Origin of the sequence: Advenella incenata, assembly GCF_004217095.1 — a bacterium.
Classification (GTDB): domain Bacteria; phylum Pseudomonadota; class Gammaproteobacteria; order Burkholderiales; family Burkholderiaceae_B; genus Advenella; species Advenella incenata.
In genome coordinates, this window is the sequence record NZ_SHKO01000004.1 from 219,703 (window position 1) to 240,041 (window position 20,339).

19 protein-coding genes and 1 tRNA gene are annotated in these 20,339 nt (G+C 52.7%); 9 read left to right on the forward strand and 11 right to left on the reverse strand.

Translation table 11 applies throughout. The features are described 5' to 3' along the window. Nucleotides 1-792: 792 nt before the first annotated feature. A complete protein-coding gene (locus EV681_RS19965; RefSeq protein ID WP_130304948.1) occupies nt 793-1,122 on the forward strand; it encodes a hypothetical protein in 330 nt (109 codons plus the stop codon). Nucleotides 1,123-2,186: 1,064 nt separating this feature from the next. Here EV681_RS19965 and EV681_RS19975 read toward each other — a convergent pair. The 5 genes from EV681_RS19975 to EV681_RS19995 all read right to left on the reverse strand — a co-directional run bounded on the left by EV681_RS19975 (nt 2,187) and on the right by EV681_RS19995 (nt 7,266). Next, a tRNA-Thr gene (locus EV681_RS19975) sits at nt 2,187-2,262 on the reverse strand. A gap of 119 nt (nt 2,263-2,381) precedes the next feature. After that, a complete protein-coding gene (gene infA / locus EV681_RS19980; RefSeq protein WP_014750950.1) occupies nt 2,382-2,642 on the reverse strand; it encodes a translation initiation factor IF-1 in 261 nt (86 codons plus the stop codon). Nucleotides 2,643-3,169: 527 nt separating this feature from the next. Continuing rightward, nucleotides 3,170-4,423, reverse strand: coding sequence for an Hsp70 family protein (locus tag EV681_RS19985; RefSeq protein WP_130304950.1), 1,254 nt, complete (start codon nt 4,421-4,423; stop codon nt 3,170-3,172). Between the two features lie 525 nt (nt 4,424-4,948). Next, a complete protein-coding gene (locus EV681_RS19990) occupies nt 4,949-5,878 on the reverse strand; it encodes a 2-dehydropantoate 2-reductase (protein WP_128396264.1) in 930 nt (309 codons plus the stop codon). A gap of 65 nt (nt 5,879-5,943) precedes the next feature. Then, complete coding sequence (locus tag EV681_RS19995; RefSeq protein ID WP_130305081.1) at nt 5,944-7,266, reverse strand: MATE family efflux transporter; 1,323 nt, start codon at nt 7,264-7,266, stop codon at nt 5,944-5,946. A 239-nt stretch (nt 7,267-7,505) separates the two neighbouring features. On the opposite strand from EV681_RS19995, the gene EV681_RS20000 reads away from it, so the two are divergent. Continuing rightward, the gene (locus EV681_RS20000; protein ID WP_128396265.1) at nt 7,506-8,000 is read left to right on the forward strand and encodes a MarR family winged helix-turn-helix transcriptional regulator; all 495 of its coding nucleotides are present in this window, start codon (nt 7,506-7,508) and stop codon (nt 7,998-8,000) included. Between the two features lie 9 nt (nt 8,001-8,009). On the opposite strand, the gene EV681_RS20005 is transcribed toward EV681_RS20000, so the two are convergent. The 3 genes from EV681_RS20005 to EV681_RS20015 all read right to left on the reverse strand — a co-directional run bounded on the left by EV681_RS20005 (nt 8,010) and on the right by EV681_RS20015 (nt 10,232). Next, a complete protein-coding gene (locus tag EV681_RS20005; RefSeq protein ID WP_130304952.1) occupies nt 8,010-9,017 on the reverse strand; it encodes an aldo/keto reductase in 1,008 nt (335 codons plus the stop codon). Nucleotides 9,018-9,040: 23 nt separating this feature from the next. Further along, complete coding sequence (locus tag EV681_RS20010) at nt 9,041-9,514, reverse strand: MaoC family dehydratase (protein ID WP_130304953.1); 474 nt, start codon at nt 9,512-9,514, stop codon at nt 9,041-9,043. Between the two features lie 184 nt (nt 9,515-9,698). Then, on the reverse strand, nt 9,699-10,232 hold the full coding sequence (locus EV681_RS20015; protein ID WP_130304954.1) for a PaaI family thioesterase: 534 nt from the start codon (nt 10,230-10,232) through the stop codon (nt 9,699-9,701). Between the two features lie 60 nt (nt 10,233-10,292). Between EV681_RS20015 and EV681_RS20020 the strand changes: the two genes are divergently transcribed. Genes EV681_RS20020 through EV681_RS20030 form a run of 3 tightly spaced genes read left to right on the forward strand, consistent with a single transcriptional unit; the run spans nt 10,293 to nt 13,109 of the window. After that, nucleotides 10,293-10,733: a MarR family winged helix-turn-helix transcriptional regulator gene (locus EV681_RS20020; protein ID WP_128396268.1), complete on the forward strand. Its 441-nt coding sequence runs from the start codon at nt 10,293-10,295 to the stop codon at nt 10,731-10,733. Nucleotides 10,734-10,785: 52 nt separating this feature from the next. After that, entirely contained in the window at nt 10,786-11,898 is a 1,113-nt protein-coding gene (locus EV681_RS20025; RefSeq protein WP_130304956.1) for an alkene reductase, read from the forward strand. Beyond that, entirely contained in the window at nt 11,895-13,109 is a 1,215-nt protein-coding gene (locus EV681_RS20030) for a multidrug effflux MFS transporter (RefSeq protein ID WP_242612332.1), read from the forward strand. Before EV681_RS20025 ends, EV681_RS20030 begins: the two co-directional genes overlap by 4 nt. Nucleotides 13,110-13,125: 16 nt before the next feature. Here EV681_RS20030 and EV681_RS20035 read toward each other — a convergent pair whose 3' ends face one another. Then, nucleotides 13,126-13,911, reverse strand: a complete 786-nt coding sequence (locus tag EV681_RS20035; RefSeq protein WP_130304958.1) for an SDR family NAD(P)-dependent oxidoreductase — start codon at nt 13,909-13,911, stop codon at nt 13,126-13,128. 330 nt (nt 13,912-14,241) lie between these two features. On the opposite strand from EV681_RS20035, the gene EV681_RS20040 reads away from it, so the two are divergent. The 3 genes from EV681_RS20040 (at nt 14,242) to EV681_RS20050 (ending at nt 16,808) form a co-directional block, all read left to right on the forward strand. After that, nucleotides 14,242-14,808, forward strand: coding sequence for a TetR/AcrR family transcriptional regulator (locus EV681_RS20040; protein WP_130304960.1), 567 nt, complete (start codon nt 14,242-14,244; stop codon nt 14,806-14,808). A gap of 40 nt (nt 14,809-14,848) precedes the next feature. Further along, complete coding sequence (locus EV681_RS20045) at nt 14,849-15,850, forward strand: NADP-dependent oxidoreductase (RefSeq protein ID WP_130304962.1); 1,002 nt, start codon at nt 14,849-14,851, stop codon at nt 15,848-15,850. 280 nt (nt 15,851-16,130) lie between these two features. Continuing rightward, nucleotides 16,131-16,808, forward strand: a complete 678-nt coding sequence (locus EV681_RS20050; protein ID WP_130304964.1) for a cupin domain-containing protein — start codon at nt 16,131-16,133, stop codon at nt 16,806-16,808. A 209-nt stretch (nt 16,809-17,017) separates the two neighbouring features. Here EV681_RS20050 and EV681_RS20055 read toward each other — a convergent pair whose 3' ends face one another. Further along, nucleotides 17,018-17,596 carry a peroxidase-related enzyme gene (locus tag EV681_RS20055; RefSeq protein ID WP_128396274.1) on the reverse strand — a complete coding sequence of 193 codons (579 nt, stop codon included), beginning with the start codon at nt 17,594-17,596 and terminating at the stop codon, nt 17,018-17,020. A gap of 604 nt (nt 17,597-18,200) precedes the next feature. Then, on the reverse strand, nt 18,201-19,184 hold the full coding sequence (locus tag EV681_RS20065; RefSeq protein ID WP_128396360.1) for a Bug family tripartite tricarboxylate transporter substrate binding protein: 984 nt from the start codon (nt 19,182-19,184) through the stop codon (nt 18,201-18,203). 148 nt (nt 19,185-19,332) lie between these two features. Between EV681_RS20065 and EV681_RS20070 the strand changes: the two genes are divergently transcribed. Continuing rightward, nucleotides 19,333-20,253, forward strand: a complete 921-nt coding sequence (locus EV681_RS20070; RefSeq protein WP_128396275.1) for a LysR family transcriptional regulator — start codon at nt 19,333-19,335, stop codon at nt 20,251-20,253. Nucleotides 20,254-20,339 lie beyond the last annotated feature (86 nt).

Consider the following 20,339-nt stretch of genomic DNA (forward strand, 5'->3'; position numbering starts at 1 on the left):
ATGAGGGGTAGGCTGTCTGGTTTTGCTAACTTCTACGCAGCTGATGCATTTACTGATAGTATGTAACTTCTTTTCGCATATTCACAACAATAGGTGTATTTATGGCTAAGAACGAAAAGACATCGAAATCAGTTGCATCAACGGCAGCACGACTGTTGCAAAATCCTAGAACTCCAGCCCCAGTTAAACGGGTTGCTGCATCTGCTTTGACTCAGGCGCCAAATCGCAGTAGACCGACAGGCTCCAGGAAGAGATAATTTGTCGCCGGGGTATCGTTAAACACCCGGCGTATTATTTCCTTTCTGGTTGTTGCACCCTTATGTGAGGCGCGAGGGTAAAGCCTCATTGCTGCAAATTAAGCAACCTACAGAGTGAACGCGGTTCGTGGTCCGTTCTATATCCTTCAAATTGCCAGCCAGCTGGAACACCAAAAGTGTCATCCCAAATAACGATGTGTAATCGTTCCATCCAATACTCTGAATAATACGTCCTTCGACCCCTCACTGAAACGGCTCAAAGATGTTGATGTTTATGATTAGCAATTAGTTGCCAAGCATTTGCAAAGTTTGGTTCGGTATGACTACCCAACATCGAATTCGGCGAATCTGACGGATGAACAATATATTGTTGTTGGTATCTAGATACAATCGCGGAATAGAAAGAAAATTGTCCGATATAACAGATTCAATTAAATCTTCGCCGGGCGCTCCTAACAGAAAGTATTCTGAATATGGTCGTGTAATGTTGCGTTGGTGAGAACATATCATCGGGTTGATGAAGTAACAAATTCATATGAAAAAAATTCTTATATTTGTTATTGATCTTATTATTGCTCTGTATTCCATATTTAGTGCATTAATGATTGTGTCAATGCCGATAAACAAATTTGAGTGGATGCTTAAGGATCCGCTTTTGGCTGATGAGAAGCTCACATTTTGTACGCTACCTGTAGATGATGGTGGTACACCATTCATTACAGTTTTGTATATACTGCCTTTATTATTGCTAGGGCTCATCATCTTCGCAAAAAAGCGTCAAATTCATCCTACCTTATGGATCGCGCTTGGCTTGTCCATCATTTGGTTTCTTCGGTTTGTTTTGTTGTACCCCTCATGTCCTTGAGCTAAGACGGCATTAGCAACACCGTATTGGGTCGGATTCAATCAATAATAATCGTCGTACAGTGCATAAACTTGATGCGCATCATTTTGCACGATTATAGGAGCTTCTATAATAAACGCAATGGGCTGACAAGCAGCCCATGCGGACCCGGACGTGCCGGGGGTTACTGATAAGGAGATTGCGATGACGCGTATCGCATTACTACTTATCCTGATTAGCATGATGCTGTTGCTAGCAGCTCCAGCCTACTAATCGGGAGACCGGCGGAGTAGCAGCTCCGTCGGTTTCAGGCCAAATTTACTAAATTTTCCCAACATTGTCAATTTGAGAAAGGGTGCACAGAATGGCAAATAGCAACACGGAGCACAGCCGTAAATTGAGAGCAAAAAATGCGACTGAGACGAACAAACGCCTAGTTGCTGCTGGCTTGATTAAGCTTGTCACGTTTCGACTCAAAACTGATCTGGCAAATGAGTTTGACGCTATTGCCCAAGAGCGCGGCTTGAGCCGGCCGGCCACTTTAGAGATGCTTTGCGATATGTACCGACAGCACAACCCCAAATAGTTAACTGTGCGCCGGCTTGCTTCCGATATCGAATTGAAGTACTTGAAGTTTAAGAATTAAGGGCTGCTATGTAGTTTAATGGGTATATGCCGTATTAAGTTCTTCAATCTAGTTTCGTCGCCAGTTCCTCAGCACCTTCCCTGTAATTGACCATCAGTATGGACAAATTCTTTTTGCCGATCATCTTGGCGAGGGCCAGAAATTTTAGTTTCTTCGCCAGTCGAGTTATCGCTGTCGTGCGGTTGTCGTGAAAATAAGGGTTGCATCCGATAGCCGTTTTTTACCAGACGGATAGTAGCCATTTGAGTAGAGCCGAAACTTTGAGCAATACCGCCTGAGGGTCTTGGCCCAATGCGGTTGGAATGGAGTAATAATCGAGTTTGGTGAATGCCCATCCCCTATTTATGGGGTTGAGCCGGCGGAAGCTTGTAGATACAGTATTCTAAGTTTTTGTTTTTTTATGGTTTTTTTGATAAAAAACTAAAGAATTTAGATGGAGTGGTGCCGATAAGAGGAGTCGAACCCCCGACCTTCGCATTACGAATGCGCTGCTCTACCAACTGAGCTATATCGGCAGTCTTACAGAGTCGAAAATTCTAACATATTTTTTTATGTCAGGCTTGCGGCAGAGTATTGCACGAATATCTGCCTGCAAGACTGCATAATAGAAGGCGGCCGTTGGAGCCGTCTGGCCTTAACGGCGACGTGGGCGTGCGGGGCCCGAAGGTGCACGACCGGCAATATGACGGAACGTGATACGACCTTTGCTCAGGTCATAGGGAGACATTTCCAGGGTGACTTTATCGCCAGCCAGAATACGAATATGATGCTTGCGCATTTTGCCGCCGGTGTACGCAATAATGGGATGCCCATTGTCCAGCGTGACCCGAAAGCGGGAATCAGGCAATACTTCTGTAACAGATCCACTCATTTCAAGTAGTTCTTCTTTTGCCATATGTTGTTCTCCTGTAAAGATTAATAATCAACGGCAGGATGCGGTGGAAAGCGGTGCAACCCGAGGGGCGCGAACACACAAACCACGGCAGGTTGCCGGAAAATGCAAATGCGGATGCCAGGCGCTTTCGCAGAAAGCTGATTCTGCATTACTGACTCGAACATGAGCAGTGTTGCAGTCTGAAAAATGATGTTTCCGTACAGAAAACGATGCTTCTGACGTCATCAAGTGAGAAAAATCAACCGTGTGATCTGGGTATGCTTCACAAGGTCATACCGACGGCAATCGTTATGTTGGTGTGAATGCCTTGAAAGGCGGGCAGTCACGGCGTGTTGGTTTATATTCTTATATGTGGGAATTCACGTTGTTAATTATACACTCAATTGTGATTTTCCCTGAAAATTGTGGTATTTTTGGAACAGAATGGCACAAATTTCCTTCTGTTAAGGGCAAATGCGTCACGTATGGCATGACAAAGTACGGCAAATGCCGTACTGATTTCTTGTCAAGTCGTAAATGTTCAATGGTTATTTGAATTTTCTTTTGCCGTCTAATGCCAGACCTAACGCGACGGCACCGAATAAATCACCTTCGTAGATCCTTGATGATGGCAATAAAGCAGATATGCAACGCTTTACTGAAGGAACGCTTGAGGTGCCGCCCGTGAAAAGTACAGCATCTACCCGATCAGATGATATGCCGGCAGATGAGAGTAATGACGTGATGGTTTGAGATAATTTTTGATTGAGTTCTTGTGTTGCAGCTTCGAAGTCGCTGCGGGAAATCGGAATATCAAGACCGACAGCGGTATCTGCTAACGGCACCATGACATGGTGGTCTTCGGTCAGGTTGATTTTAGCTGTTTCAACCCGCAGAGCCACCAAGTGGCCTTCTCTTTTTTTTACCAGAGTCAACAGATTGCCAATTTTATTTTTGTCCAATGAGCCGCTGTAGACTTGTTCAAGATGTGCCATCGATTTTCGCGTATAGGCCAACGGGATTCTATGCCATGTCGAAAGATTGATGAACTGGGTACTCGGTATCGTTTTTTGACCTACCATCATTGAGCCCAGGCCCAGTTCCGGCATGACTTTGTTCATGCTCAGGCCCTTGTCGTAGTCGGTTCCGCCGATATGGACACCCGCGTTTGCGAGGATGTCGTCTTTGCGATCATCTTTTTGTATATTATCCGGGCCTAAGCGGATCAGCGAAAAATCCGACGTTCCTGCGCCAATATCAGCCACCAGTACCAGTGACTCGGCATCAATTCTTGTTTCAAGTTCAAACGCTGCTGCAAGCGGTTCGTACTGAAATTCAATATTGTCAAAACCAGCTGCCTGCGCCACCATATTCAATACGTTAGCCGCTTTCTTATCCGCTGCCTCGTCACCGTCAACAAAATACACGGGTCGACCAAACACCGCATTTTTGAATTCTTTATGGCTCGACGCTTCCGCTCTATGTTTGACCTCTCTTATATATTGCGTCAGGATATCCTTGAAACTGAATGCGCTACCCGATAATTCGGTACTGGATTCCATCAGGGATGTACCCAGAATGCTTTTCAGGGATTTCATCAGACGGCCTTCATAGCCATCCAGATAATCGGATATGGCGGCGCGGCCGAAGCTGGATCCGGTTTTTTCCGTGTGAAAGAAAATTGCTGAGGGCAAGGTAGTGTTATCACCTTCCAGTCTGGCTAACTTTGGATCGTTTTCAGCCATCCAGGCAAGAGCTGAGTTGGACGTGCCAAAATCTATACCACAATAACTTAAATTCATCTCAATACAGTATTTTTAACGGGTTTGCAGACAGGGAGAAAAACGCAATGACGTTTGCGGAGCGATTATTGGTTCTTGGGTGGGGTATCCACACCAATTGTTATTATCGCACGAGCATTTTTTCACCGGGGCATTACAGTCTCATAACAAAGCGATCAATCAATCTCAATCAGGTTTGCAATTTCAAGCGCCAATGACATTCGGAAAAGGTTAGCGTATAAAACTGCCGTTTAGTTTTATTACAGATGTCTTTTGCGCGATAGCAATGAATTGATCAAGCAGTTCAGGCCTGAGCCTTGGTGAACGGCGTGCGATCAGGGTAAGTGGTGGCAACGGAGGATCGGAAACCATTGAAAGAGCTTGCAAATATTACAAAACTGAACATGCGATCCTTGCTGGTTAGCTGATTTAAAAACTACATCGAAATCGCATCAAAACCTATCCACGTCATATCGAAGTGCAAGTCGCAGATTTAGTGGAGGTAATCCGATAGCGACACTGTAGCGCACACTGTCCGTTACCAAGTCATCCCGGTGTGTCGTGGCGACGCTGGTAAACCTGCAAGTGACAATAAGCCACTCTGAGCAACGGCGTATGCAAACCATGTCGCTCGGCCCGAACCAGCATATCTCCTACAATGGCCTGCGCCTCTATACGCGGGGCATCCTGGCTGATGTCTCGCATCATTGAGGCGGCCCAGGTTGATTGTCTGTCAAGAAGACGGGCTTCCACGCGCTGCACATCGTCGGTAGAAAACTGGATGCCTTCTCCATTGGCGACTGCGCGGCATTCTGCCATAGTCTGAGCCATCAACTTTGGCCCGTCATCTGTGGCAAGGATCTCGCCCACTGTCCCGCGCATCAGGCAGGTCATTACGGCACCAGACGCGAGCATGACCCACTTGTTCCAGAGCACTTCGTCCACGTTGGCAGAAAGACTGCGCGTGCCTGGAGATTGCCTGATGAGTGCATGAAACTCCTGTGCAATACGTGTTGAGCTATCCGAACGTGCCCCGGTGATGACCACGTCAGCGGCGCCAAAATGACGAATGCTGCCGTCCGGTTCCAGCATGACTGCAATGTACGCCACGCCGCCCAGGACTCTGGCGCGGCCAAACATCTGGTCTAACCGATCGTAAACGGCAAGCCCATTAAGAAATGGAAGGAGGGTAGTGGAATCGCTCATTGCGGGAGCAATGTCCTGCAGCGTGGCTTCAAGGTCATAGGACTTGCAACTGAGCACGATCAGGTCGTAGTTTGGCTCCAGCTCCTCGGTTGAGATCGTGGCGACAGGGCCACTGAAATTGCCCAACTCGCTGTAGACATGCAGCCCGTTAGCGGCAAGGTGTGCGGCACGGCGGGGTCGTACTAAAAAGGTAACATCAGCGCCAGCCTGTAGCAATCTTGCACCATAATATCCGCCGATTGCACCGGCCCCAACGATAAGAATTCTCATGCTTCCCTCACTATAGTGATAAGCGGTTTACGATGAATTGTTTCGTAGCGTATGAGCTATTTCGCTCAGTTGCCCTCAAACCAGCGACCGGAGTTCACGGCCCACAAAATGCAAAGCCCATACAGCATCATCGCTAATGCTCCCATTGCGAAGAAGGCGGTCAATGACCCGCTTGCGGCAAGTACGGCCCAGCCCAGCCCTGCGAATAAAAACAGGCGCAATGCGCCGGCCAGAAGCGGCCACTTTAAGCGGCCCGCGCCCTGGGAGGCGAAATAGAGCGAAAAGCCCATGGCGAAGAAGCCATAGAACGGACCGACGATGCGTAGATAATACGAACCGGTTTCAAGTAGGCGCTCATCTGCACCGAACAGTCCGAGCCAGGCATGTGGCCAAAGTGCTGCGGCAAGCCCGATAGAAGAGCCGGCTGCGAATGCAATCGCCCCGCCAACCAGTGCTATATTACGAGCGCGTCCGGGCTGGCCGGCGCCGATGTTGGCTCCGACCAATGCCACCATGGGCGCTCCCAATCCGAAGGCGATCGGAATGAGGACGTACTCCAGGCGGATGGCCGTGGCATAGCCGGCCAGCGCTTGCGTTCCCCCATGGGCTCCCACAATGGCGGTGGTCGCGGCAATCAGGCCATTGGTGAATATTGGATTCAGGCAAGCCAGCCCCCCAACTGTCAGGATGTTGCGCATCGGAGCCCAATGCAGCGGCCCGCGGATCAGCCGTGCCGGGTTGCGGCCACTGAGGCAATACCAGCCGAGTACGAGAGCGCCGCAAGTATGGTAGATGGCCAAAGCCAGGGCGCCGCCGGCGACGCCAAGTGCAGGAATCGGACCAAATCCGAAGATCAGCGCCGCGCATAGCGGGATCAACAGTATCGCGCCGCCACAGATAACGGTTCCGGGCAGCAACATGTTGCCTGTACCCCGGATCACGCTGGCCAAGGCGCTCATGATCCAAAGCGGGATTAGGCTGGCAAAAACGATATGCCCATAGGTCATCGCGGCATCCAGCGAAGCACCCTCTGCCCCAAGGACACTGAACAGGGGTGAGCTGAACGCCACAAGTAATACGGTGAATACAAGCCCGATTGCCGCCGTCAAGACCACCGCGTGGCGTGCCAGCGAATTTGCCAGTGCAAAATCTCCGGCGCCTAACGCTCGCGCGACAGCCGCCGATATGCCACCGCCCATCGCGCCTTGTGACATGTTCTGCATCAGCATGAGCACAGGAATGACTACGCCCACGCCAGCCAGGACATCGGTGCCCAGCTTGGACAGAAACCACATTTCAATCAGGCTGGTCGACGCCAGCGAGAGCATCATCAGCACGTTTGGCCAGCTCATTCGCAGCAGGGTAGGCAAGATGGGGGCCGTGAGCATCCGAGTCAAGCGTGGATTGACAATGTGCGGCGCCTGGACTCGTATCGATGGCGATAATGTATTCATGTGGTGCTCGAAGGCCGATGCATCGCGGAAGCTCCAAAAGTATGGGCATATGCAAGTATTTTCGATCAATATAGTTGCATATGCTAATATATGTCAAGAAAATTTGCTGTGCAGATCCAACACAAAAGACCGCTGTTCAAGTAGACAGCACAGCCCCACAGGAGCTGATCGATATGTCGTCATCTACCCGCGTGAAAGACCCACTTGTATGCAATGGTGCGGTTTTACGTAAGGCAACCCGTCGTGTCACGCAGCTTTATGACTCGGTGCTCGCGCCATGTAAACTGAGCGTATCCCAACGCTCAGCGCTTGTGCATATAGAACGTGCAGGCAATCCGACAATGACCGAGCTTGCCCACGCCATGGTGCTCGATCGTTCAGCCCTGGCTCACAATATTAAGCCGCTGGAGCGGGACGGCTACGTGGTGCAAAAGCGCGACGCATCGGATGGTCGCAGCCGACGCATAGAATTGACTGACGCAGGACGAACGAAACTGGCCGAGTCGAACCTGCTCTGGCGTGAAGCTCAAAACAGTTTCGAAGCCGCCTACGGGGCTGATCGCGCCGCAGCCTTGCGCAACTCGCTTGCCGAGATATTTTCCGACGAATTCGCGGACGCCTTTCATCAAGCGACGATGCAAAAGCCTGGGGATTCGAAGTCCGGATAATGGCGCTATTCAGGCAACAACCCTGGGCGCAACACCCTTGGCCCATGGGATCACTATCCTGGTGGAGGCGGGGACGACGGGGCTGCTCACGCTATCGAGCCGATCAAGTTGCTGGGCGGACAGTGTGAGCGACAGGGCGCCCAGGTTGTCAGCCAGTTGCGCTGGTGACCGCGGCCCAACGATCGGTACAGCGCCGTGGGTGCCGGCCCAGGCAATGGCGACCTGGCCCGGGGTCACGCCTAGTTCCTTGGCGATGTAAATGACCGTGTCCAGCACCTGCGTGCGCTGCGCGGAATTTTCCGGCTGGAATACCTTGCCGCCGAAGCCCTCCGCACGGCCTGCCTCGCCCTTGCGGTACTTCCCGGTCAGCATGCCGCCTCCTAGCGGCGACCAGGTGACAATCCCGAGTCCCAGTGCGTGTGATGCAGGAAAAAGCTCGGCCTCTGGCTCGCGGTGGACCAGGCTGTGCTCGAACTGCGCAGCAGCGATAGGCACTGCGCCGGTGAGTTCGGCCAGCGTTGCCGCGCGAGCTAGTCGCCAGGCCGGGAAATTTGATACCCCGGCGTAGAGAATCTTGCCCGCGCGTGCCAGGTCTTCAAAACCTCGGATGATTTCTTCGGTGGGCGTGACACCATCGGGCCAATGTACCCAGTAGATATCGATGTGGTCGGTTTTGAGCCGTTTCAAGCTTGCCTCCAGCGAGGCGATCATGGCCTTGCGGCTGTTGCCCATCGCCAATCGGTTGGGATTGGATGTGGCGCCACGGGTGAATTTGGTTGCGAGCACGAAATTCTCGCGCCTGCCCGCCAGCAAGCTGCCAAGCAACTGCTCGGATTGCCCGAACTGATAAACGTCGGCCGAGTCGATGAAGTTTCCGCCAGCCTCAGCGTAGGCGTTGAAGATTGCCGTACTGACATCTGAATCGGCGCCGTAGCCCCAGCCAGTGCCGAAGTTGCCTGTGCCAAGGGCGACTTGAGATACCTGGAGCCCGGTCTTGCCAAATGTGGTGTATTTCATGAAAATCTTCCCTTGTTAAGCGCTTAAGGACGGTTTTGTTTGTCTTCTGGCTCCCGGCGACGCGGGACCAGGATGTTGCCTACGGAAATCTGCACAGGCTCGTGATTCTGGTTGAGTGTGATGATGCGCAGCTTGACCAGCCCCTGATATGGCCGGGATTTCGATGGGCGTACTTCCAGAACTTCGCTCTCCACCCGTAGTTCGTCGCCTGCTCGCAAGGGACGCGGCCAGCGCAGCTCATCGAAGCCAGCACCGACGATGCCACCTGCCGGTTTGAACTCGCTTTCCACCAGCAGCCGCATCGTCGCTGCTGCGGTGTGCCAGCCGCTGGCAGCCAGGCCATGGAAGATGGAAGCATCGGCAGCGGCCTGGTCTAAGTGAAACGGCTGGGGATCGAATTCGGCAGCAAACGTCTTGATGCGAGCTTCATCTATGCGTATGCGCATGGTGCCGTTGAAGCGCTGGCCCGGCACGATGTCGTCGAGATAGAGGGGCATGGTCTGTTTCCTTTTAGAGCGTTTCGAGCGCGAGACCCTGGCTAAGCCGGTAGGGGCAGTGACATGCGTGTCAGTAGTCATGCTTCTTTCCACGGATCGGTTTTTCGTTGAACATCACATAGGTAATACAGGTTTGGCTGGATCCGAAGCTGCTGGCGTGTCCAGCGGAGGCGGGATTTTCCACTTAACCTGGCGCAGATTGCTCGAAGATCAGGCATGTCGTGGTCGCATGCGCGTACAGCTTGCCGTCCGGGCCGACGAGGCGGCCTTCGGCCGTCGCTACTTGTCGTCCCGCGTGGATGATTTTGCCTTCGGCGCGTATCAGCGGAACCCCATCAGTCAGGGCGCGGACCATGTTCACCTTGAGCTCCAAAGTGGTGTAGCCTTTGCCAGCGGGCAGCATCGAGTGCACAGCGCAGCCAACCGCCGAATCAAGCAGCGCGGCGAACCAGCCCCCATGTACGGTGCCTAGTGGGTTGTAGTGCCGGCGCTGCGGCCTGCCTTGAAAGACCGCGACACCCGGCTCCATGTGAATCGGGAAGAAATCGAGCGTGGCGCCCATTGGCGCTGGCGGCAAGTCACCGGCGAAGATCGCCTCGAACAGCTGCATGCCCGAGAGCCCTGCGGCCTGTACTTTAGGTCCAGCGGGGGCACTCCACCGCGCTCGCACACGCTCTTCGTCCGCTTCCCAACGCGCCACCACCTGATCAACATTCATCAGCCACTCCAGTATTAAAAAATCGTTGCATATACAATAGTTGTAGGTACAATACATGATATGAAGAACTCAATCAAGCCGCAGGGGTGTACCAACCTGAAACTTCGCCAGCTTACGCGCATGGTGACGCGTCATTACGACGGCTATATCGCCGAGACGGGACTTAAGAACACGCAATACGCATTGCTTTCGTACGTCGTCCGACTGGGGCCGCTTCAACCGGTTGATCTGGCCAGGCATATGCGGATGGATGCATCGACCTTGACGCGCAATATGCAGCCACTGGCTACGCAGGGCTTGTTGGCGATCTTCGCAGGCAAGGATGCACGTAGTCGCCTGGTCGAAGCGACCGAGGCGGGGCGTATGAAACAGGCCGAAGGACAGCGCGCATGGAAAGCGGCACAAACTGCACTCAACGAGCGGTTGGGTGTGGAGCGTGTCGCCGCGTTGCATGATTTGCTTGATACTTGTATTGAATACCTTGATAGCAGTTCGGAGTGACATCCAGCAGAGTAATTGCTATCTATTTGTAGAGTTTTTAATGGACGACAGCATGACGCAGACATTGTTTTTTCCTTTACGCCTCGGATCCCTGGATTTGAAGCATCGCGTGGTAATGGCTCCGTTGACCCGTATGCGGGCGGCTCAGCCCGGGAATATTCCCCATGCGCTCAACGTAGAGTACTATCGCCAGCGCGCCTCGCATGGTGGGCTGATTATTTCGGAAGGTTCACAGATCTCGCGCACCGGGCAGGGAATGCCGGCAACACCTGGCATTCACAGCGAGGAGCAGATCGCAGGCTGGAAAGCGGTAACGGAAGCAGTGCATTCGCAAGGCGGGTTGATCTTTCTGCAACTGTGGCATGTCGGGCGTATCTCCCATTCGTCGCTACTGGGTGGTCAATTGCCGGTGGCCCCATCCGCCATCGCCGCACCAGGCAATGCATTTACTGCTTCCTTTGAACGTGCTCCATTCGAAACGCCGCGAGCACTGGAGACAGCGGAAATTGCTTCGGTGATTGAGGAGTATGCCCAGGCGGCACGGCACGCGCAGCAAGCCGGTTTCGATGGCGTGGAAATCCACGCGGCCAACGGCTACCTATTGGAGCAGTTTCTGCAGGGCCGGAGCAACCAGCGAACCGATGCCTATGGTGGCTCGATTGAGAATCGCTGCCGCATCGTGCTGGAGATTGCCGCGGCGGTCTCAACCGTTTTCGGGGCTGATCGTGTCGGCATCCGGTTATCGCCATTCGGGGTGGCTAACGGTAGTGGCGAGGATGATCCATTGCCTCTCTATACGTACCTGATCGAGCAATTGGCGGCACTTGATCTGGCGTATCTGCATCTGATCGAGCCCCGGGCCAGCGGTGCGGGCCAGGCTGAAGTAGATCATCAGAATGTGCCTTTTACATCGGAACTGTTCCGCCCGCATTGGCCGAACGTCCTGATCGCGGCGGGAAACTACAGACCTGACACCGCGGCTGCCGCCATCGAAGCGGGTGGGGCGGACGCCATTGCGTTCGGACGGCTGTTTATCGCCAACCCGGACTTGCCTGAGCGTGCGCGCCAGGGCGCTGACCTCAACGCCTACACCCGAGCCACCTTCTACGGCGGTGGGGCCGAAGGTTATGTGGATTACCCAGCGCTTAAGACGTCGAACCAGTGAGCAATACCGACATAACACCAGTATCATCGCAGGCACCCCGTCCGCCAGCCGAGCGTAGGCTCACGGCCAGCGTACTATTTCTGCTGGCCGCGTTGGCTGCCCTGGGGGCGTTGGCTACCAACATTATCCTTCCGGCATTTCCCGCGTTGGGTAAGGACCTTGGCGTTTCGGTCAGGGAGCTAAGCGCGACGCTGACCAGTTTCTTTCTGGCCTTCGCGCTGGGCCAGTTGTTCGTCGGCCCGCTGTCCGATCGCTTTGGGCGCCAGCGTCTGGTGCTCTTCGGGCTGGTTATCTTTATCATCGGCTGTCTGATCTGCGCGGTGGCCGGCACACTGTCGCAGTTGATCGGTGGCCGGATCATTCAAGCCCTGGGCGTTTGCGCTACGTCGGTATTGTCTCGGGCTATCGCGCGTGACTTGTTTGATGGACAAGAGCTTGCGCGTGCGCTGTCGCTGACCATGATCGCCATGGCCGCGGCACCGGGCTTTTCACCACTCTTGGGTGGAGCGTTCAATAGTTGGCTGGGCTGGCGGGCAACGTTCGGGTTTGTGGGTATGTTGGCCGTTTTGCTTGCTTTTTACTACAACGCAAAGTTGGGAGAAACACATAGGGCTGACAAGCGCTCGATCCTCTCAGTCTCAGCAATATTGAGAATCTACTGGCAACTCCTGGTCGACCGACGATTCATTACACCATCGCTTTCCGTGAGTCTGGTCATTGGCGCGTTGTATGCATTCTTTGCGATGGCGCCGGCAATTTTGATGACCGGATTCCATTTTTCGCCGTTTGAGTTGGGGCTGTTCTTTGCCTCAACCGTTTTTGTCGTGTTTGGCGCCGGTGTATTGGCACCTCGATTGGCCAAAAGAAGGGGGCCCGTGCAAATAGCGCGGGCGGGAATCATTATTGCGCTGGCGGGTAGCGTCGCCTTATTAGTTGGTAAAGAAGATATTTTCTTTTTCTCTGCAGCCTTGATTGTATTTCTGCTGGGAATGGGGCTTATCAATCCACTCGGGACTGCCATTGCGTTACAGCCCTTCGCACGGCATGCAGGGGCCGCTTCGGCGCTATTGGGGTTCCTGCAGATGGGGTGTGCCGCTCTGTCCATCAGTATTGCTGCGGCTCTCCCTTTTCCTGTTTATACATCGCTTGGCATGATCCTGGCTGGCAACCTTACGCTGTCCTTCCTGGTTTTTCTTGCTCTGCGCAAATAGCTTTCAACACGATTATTCACTCCGCGGTTTTATAGCGTTCAGCAGCCTCAGCTTGCTTGATATCTGAAAGCAGTGCTTGTCGTGCCGCATTGAGGGTATCCCAGCGTGCGGCATTGTGCAGCGGTGGGATTGTCACCAGTTCACGGCGATCAAATCCCACCAGCGCAGCGTCGACTAACTCATTTACTTCCATCATCTTGGACGAACTACTTATATCGATTCCCGCACGGTCCCACAGTTCTGTATAGGTTCCGGCAGGAAGCACCGCCTGGATATAAATGCCTTTAGATGACAGCTCCAGGTCCATTCCCTGAGATAAGAACAATACGAAAGCCTTGGTTGCACCGTAGACAGACATATTAAATTCTGGCGCCAAGCCGACGACTGAGCTGATATTGACAATCGAGCCTTTACCCGCCTGCACGAATCGTGGCGTTACTGCGCTGGCCAGTCTTGTCAATGCGGTGGTGTTCAGGGCAATAAGTTTATCGATTGAGTCCGGTGTCTGTTCGATAAAACTGCCGGACTGCGCGATACCAGCGTTGTTGATAAGCGTGTCGATGCGAGCATCGTCTCGAAGACGTGTGGCGACAGTGGCCAGATCACTCGATAGCGTCAGATCGGCCGGCAAGACGTCTACGTTAATGTTGTAATCCTGTCGCAAACGCGCTGCCAGGTTGTCAAGCCGGGCTTTATCGCGGGCGACCAGCACAAGGTCGTGGCCACGACGAGCGAAGCGATCAGCGTAGACAGCGCCAATACCAGAGGAGGCGCCAGTAATGAGAACGGAAGATATGGTCATATATATTTACTCATCTTTATTAGTTGAATAGAAGCGACGATGCGCCGGTACTTAGTTAGCTTGTTGCCCGCTTTATGTCGCGCAGGCTTATTGCGGCTGTGGGTTACTGCTTGATATTGCGTTGTCTGGTGAGACGGCAGAAATGCGAACCGTTAGCGGGCCGAGGTTAAGGGTTGAAATAGAGCGTCGTTGGTCATGTCTTGTGTTTCCCGTTTGAATAAGAGTGAATGCCTACAATGATGATGATTATCATCTAAAATGTCAAGAACTTTGATTATGATCATAATCAAAGTATAATAAGTCAGGAATTTGCAAGGAGAAGCAATAGTTATGAAAGTGACCAAAGCACAGGTACAAGCCAACCGTGAGCGCATCGTAGAGACGGCCTCGGTGTTATTTCGCGAACGCGGCTACGACGGCGTGGGGATCGCTGAATTAATGGCGACAGCCGGGTTTACGCATGGTGGCTTTTATAAGCACTTTGGTTCTAAGGCCGATTTGATGGCAGAAGCGGCGGCATGTAGCTTTGCGCAGTCAGCAGCGCAAACGGGTGACACTGATATTACTGAGTTTGTGCAGCAATACCTGTCCCGGCAGCACCGCGATGCGCCTGGCAATGGCTGCACGATGGCAGCATTATGCGCAGACGCCGGGCGTCAGTCAGCCTCACTAAAAGAAACATTTGCAGCTGGGATTGAAACTCAGCTGGCAATGTTGGCGCAAGAAGACGATGCTACTGATGAAAAACGAGCACAGAGAATTAATGCGATTGCTCATGCGGTGGGCGCCCTTGTCTTGTCTCGCGCTTGTCCAGATGATTCTGGTCTTGCGGATGAAATATTACAAGTGTGTCGCACACAGATTCTGGCCCAATGTAATCAAGAGAATAAAAGTTGAGTGCACGGTTTTGCTCATTACCAGCAGCCACGGAGGCCATATGAAGGCATTTATCATTGATCGTTACGGCAAGAATGAAGTCGGCCACATTGCGGACGTGCCCGAGCCTGATCTGCGGGACGATGACGTTCTCATTCAGATTCATGCCGCCAGTATTAACGTGCTGGACGCCAAGATCCGCTCCGGCGAGTTCAAACTGATCCTGCCTTACCGCTTGCCGCTGATCCTTGGCAATGACATGGCTGGTACGGTTGTGCGTGTCGGGCCTGATGTGCGCCAATTCAAACCGGGCGATGAAGTGTATGCCCGTCCAGATCAGGATCGGATTGGTACTTTTGCCGAGTTCATCTGCATCAAGGAAGAATCGCTGGCACTCAAGCCCCGTAATCTGAACATGGACGAGGCCGCTTCGATTCCGCTGGTCGGGCTCACCGCCTGGCAGGTGCTGGTTGAAGTGGCGCAGCTAATGGCAGGCCAGAAGGTATTCATTCATGCAGGCTCGGGTGGCGTTGGTACTATCGCTATCCAGTTGGCCAAGCACCTTGGGGCCTTTGTAGCCACAACCACCAGCACAGGCAACGTCGCCTGGGTAAAGGCGTTGGGGGCAGATCTGGTCATCGACTACAAGAACCAGCAATTCGAGACTATCTTGCGCGACTTCGATGTGGTTTTGCACAGCTTGGGCAAAGAGGCGCTTGAAAAGTCGCTGCACATTCTCAAGCCGGGAGGTCACCTTATCTCCATTTCTGGTCCGCCCACCCCGGATTTCGCGGATCAGCAGCGACTCTCCTGGCCATTGAAGCAGATTCTGCGTGTACTAAGCTATGGGATAAGAAGGAAGGCAAAGACGCGCGGTATCCGCTACACCTTCGTCTTTATGAAGGCCAGTGGCTCACAACTACGTGAACTCAGCACGCTGATCGAAGCGGGCGCAATCAAACCGGTTGTTGACCGGGTATTTCCATTGGACTCGACTGCGGACGCGCTGGCCTATGTGGAAACAGGGCGGGCCAAGGGTAAGGTGATTATCAAGGTCGAGTGAGCAAGTATCGCTGGATGAAGGCGGGGCAGTGCAGGAAGGTATACACTCGAATTTTTGGATGTAGCTGAAACCAAACTGATAAAATTACAAGTGTGTTACGAGGCGGCTGGGATCTTCCATAGTTTGGACTGCCCTGATACCGCGGGCGCTTATCTGCAGCGGACATTGTTTGGAAACAATAATCGTCGATCAGCGCAAGCCGTTGCTGAATGCAGGAATCAGCCGTTCGGATTCTCGGCGTCGCTTGGTTTTTCCCATGAATACTTTTCGCCCTTGAGCTATGTTGATACATTCAAATTTTTTACAGCGTGCTGCCGTGTTGCCGCAGCAATACCAGTGGGTTGCCTCGCCGCAGCCCGGTGTAGAGCGCGTGATGCTGGATCGGGTCGGTGAAGAGAAAGCCAGGGCGACCAGCATCGTACGCTATGCGGCTGCGTCCCGTTTTCCAGGGCATCAACATCCTGGAGGCGAAGAAATTCTGGTGCTGTCAGGAACGTTTTCTGATGAAAACGGCGATTACCCGGCGGGCTGGTACTTGCGTAATCCGCCCAATTCCGCCCATCAACCGTTTACCCTTGAGGGCGCCACTATATTCGTAAAGCTACGGCAAATGCCAGAAGGTGAGCGCCGCAGCGTGCGAATCAACACGCGCGAACCTTCTGCCTGGATCAGGCGCGCAGAAGGAGAGTCCTGCGTTTTGTTCACTGACGAGCGTGAGCAGGTGTCGCTCGTGAAGCTTGCGGCCGGCGCCCGGCTCTTGGGTCAGTTTATCGAAGGGGCAGAATTGCAGGTGCTCGAAGGAAGACTGAACGAGGCGGCACACGAATATGAGCAGGGCAGCTGGCTGCGTCTGCCGCCTGGAGATCATCCGCAATTGGTTGCCGGTTCCCAGGGCGTGACACTGTATCTGAAAACCGGGCATCTCGGTAAATATCTGACCGGGGTGGTGTCGCCGTAAAGGCCGCCCGGATGGCTGCCACCTAAGTCGAAGGTTTCTTTATATACCTCAGGCTTTAGCACATAAAGCGTGTTTATTACGGTTTGTCGCAAGCGGTGTGAAGCAAAATCACCTTTCAAAAGATGCCGATAACTTAATCATATACCCATGCCATAAACGCAAGAAAATTGCGTTTGTCGTGCCGCCGCTGCAAATGATCCAAATGTGTTTTACCGTCCAAGCGAGTAGAACTCGGCGTTGGGACTCATACTGGTTACATTCGCCAGCCGATTTGACATGCCGAAAAATGCTGAAATTCCAGCAATATCCCAAATGTCATCGTCGCTAAAACCATGCCGTTTCAGAGTTTCGAAGTCGGATTCTCCGACCTCGTGTGCATTTTGTGAGACCAGTATCGCGAAATCCAGCATGGTCTTCTGGCGCTCAGTGATGTTAGCTTTGCGATAGTTCGTCGCAATTTGATCGGCAATAAGCGGATCTTTGGCCCGGATGCGCAGGATAGCGCCGTGAGCGATGACGCAATATTGGCATTGGTTAAGGCTGCTTGTTGCCACAACGATCATTTCACGCTCTGCTTTGGTCAGATTGCCGGGCTTTTCCATAAGCGCATCGTGATAAGCGAAGAAAGCTCGGAACTCGTCGGGCCGGTGGGCAAGCGCCAGGAAAACATTCGGAATGAATCCCGATTTTTCCTGAACCTCCAGAATCCGTGTCCGAATATCCTCAGGCATTTCTTTGAGCTCAGGCACTGGAAAACGACTAACGGCAGGGTGGTTGGCTTGCGTCATTTTTTCTCCTATTGGTAAAAACGAATTCGTTCAATTCCAAGTCTGCACTTCGGGTATTGGCCATTGTTTGCGATGCCATGCTGTGACATGCGAAAATTTTTATCTATCGCGATTGGGCGGCGAGCGATCTGCTGGGTATTTATAGTATCGCAAATGTCCGTTTATTGTTCCACGGCATCTCTGAAACCCTCGATTAAAGGGGTTCAATGCGCGCCTTTTTCGGGAGAGCAGAGAGGCAGTGACTGCCTCCGGAATGAAAATTGCGCCGGGATCGCCGGAAGGTTTGCTCAAGTTCGTACAGGCCGATGGCGATAAATGGGCAAATCTTGTCAAGCAAAGGGGCTTGAAAATAGGGCAGTGATCATACTGTGTATGGCTTTCATATTGCTACTGTTTTTGTGCCCACATCCCGTAAACTAAAAAAATCGGAAATGCGGCGGGAGACCCAAAAAAACATTTAACCCCACGTGACAGCGGGGTTAAATGTCGTTCGCAATTGGCGCGTTGTCACGCCAATTTCAGTCCAATCCCGCAATACAGAGATACTTGAGCTCCAGGTATTCGTCTAATCCATAGCGTGAACCCTTGCGTTGCCTGAAAAAACTCAGGTTCCCTTTATTCCGGCTGCTTTAATTACCTGGCTCCATTTTCGCGTTTCGGCATCAATAAATTCACCAAACTGGGCAGCGTTACTTTGACTGGATTCCAGTCCCAGTGTTGACAGTTTCTGTTGTATGTCCGGATCAGACAGCGCCCGATTGATCTGGTCATCCAGTCTTTTCACAATATCCGCGGGCACGGCAGTTGGGGCCATGAATCCATACCAGCCGGATGCAACGACATCCGATAACCCCTGCTCACTTAGCGGGGTCGCTGCGGGATAAATTGCACTGGGCGTAGTAGAGGCAACGCCTAGCACACGCAAACTGCCGCGACGAATGTGTGGCAGTGCGGCCGTGATTGCAGTCAGCGTCGCGTCAATTCGTCCCCCGGCTAGTAAATCGGTATAGGCAGCAACATCGCCGCGATATTGAACGGTCAGTCCCTTCACTTTTGCATTGCGAAAGAGTAGTTCGCTGGCAAGGTGAGGTAATGAGCCATAACCTGGGGAACCAAAAGTCAGGCCCTTGGATTGTGCTTTTCCGTAGCTGATCAGATCCTTGACAGAGCCTATCGATGTTTTTGCATTAACCACCAGGAAAAGTGGTGCCACTGCGGTCATGGCGATAGGTTGCAGATCTTTGCGCGGATCATATTGCAGCGGGCCGTACAGTGCTTCCAGCGTTGCGTAAGGCGCCGCAGCATACAAAATGGTGTATCCATCATTTGGTGCATGTGCGACGAAGCTATTGCCAACCCGCGTACCTGCTCCGGTTTTGTTTTCGACAATAAAAGCCTGTCCCAGATGCCGGGCAAGATAATCGCCAATCATTCGTGCGGACAGATCATTGGGGCCACCCACGCCATAGGGTGAGACAATTTTAACCGGACGTGACGGCCAGTCTTCCCGGGAAAATGCCCGTGGAGCGAGGCCGCTGCATATGCCCGCAACTGCCGTTCCCAACAACATGCGTCGATTTATTCCCATCATTGTCTCCTGGATATTTGAATCGTTGTACCGCTGGCGGGCGGCCTGGCAAGCAGGGAAGGCGCAGACCTGCTGATATAATAGGTCGCCCGCTCTATACGGACAAGCTTGATTTTCTTTTCAATTTAAAGGCCAGGGTTATAAATCCATGTATGATTCCGAACCGAAGCGACGCGCCTCTACGCCGGAAATCACGCTCCGTCAGTTGCGTGCGTTCCTTGCGGTTCTTGAATCCGGCAGTTTCTCCGAAGCCGCCAGTACAATGCATTTGTCGCAGGCGGCACTCAGCGGCCTGGTCAAGGAGCTGGAAAGCAGATTGGGTGTACGTCTGTTGGATCGCGATACGCGCAATGTCAGCGCATCGCCCGTAGGCGTCGCATTTGAACCCCTGGTGCGTCGATTGCTTGGTAATTTGGAAGAGGCGCTGGAGAGTGTTACTAACCTCAAGGAGTTGCGCAGGGGAGTGGTGCGCGTTGCAGCGCCCGAACCCTTATCCTGTACGTTGCTTCCTGAGCTCATCGCTCGCTATGAAAAGCACAATCCTGGTATTGACGTTCGATTTGAAGATGTGCCCATCGAACAGGTTTTGTCTCGTTTGCATAGCGGCAGCGCTGACATCGGATTTGGGCCGGAAGGCGTGCCTGTTGACGAGGCCATACAAGCCCATATGATCAGGGCCGATCCGCTATGGGTAGCCTTACGGCGGGATGATCCGCTAGCGGCAAACAAATCAGTATGCTGGAAGGAACTGAGCAACAGGCCACTCATCAACTATATGCCTAACCTCACAGTCAACGTATTGAGCAACGTACCACAGCGATACCATCCTCCCAGAATTATTTCCGTGCATCGCGTCAATACTGCGCTTTCCATGCTGCGGGTCCGCCATGGTTACGTGATCTGTCCATCGATGGCCCGAGATCTGGCAGAGGGATTTGGGTTGACGATTCGTCCGCTATCGCAGCCTACTGTCACGTGGCATATCGCAGTCTTCGCCAGGCACCGGTCATCATTGTCTCCGGCGGTGGAGAGCTTTCTTGATTTCACCTTGAATTCGCCATTGGCGTGATTGATATTACCTCTTGGGCAAGATGAACACACAATGTCTGGCTCTAGCCAGTTTTGCAGATCAAAAACTGTATATCAATTAATAAT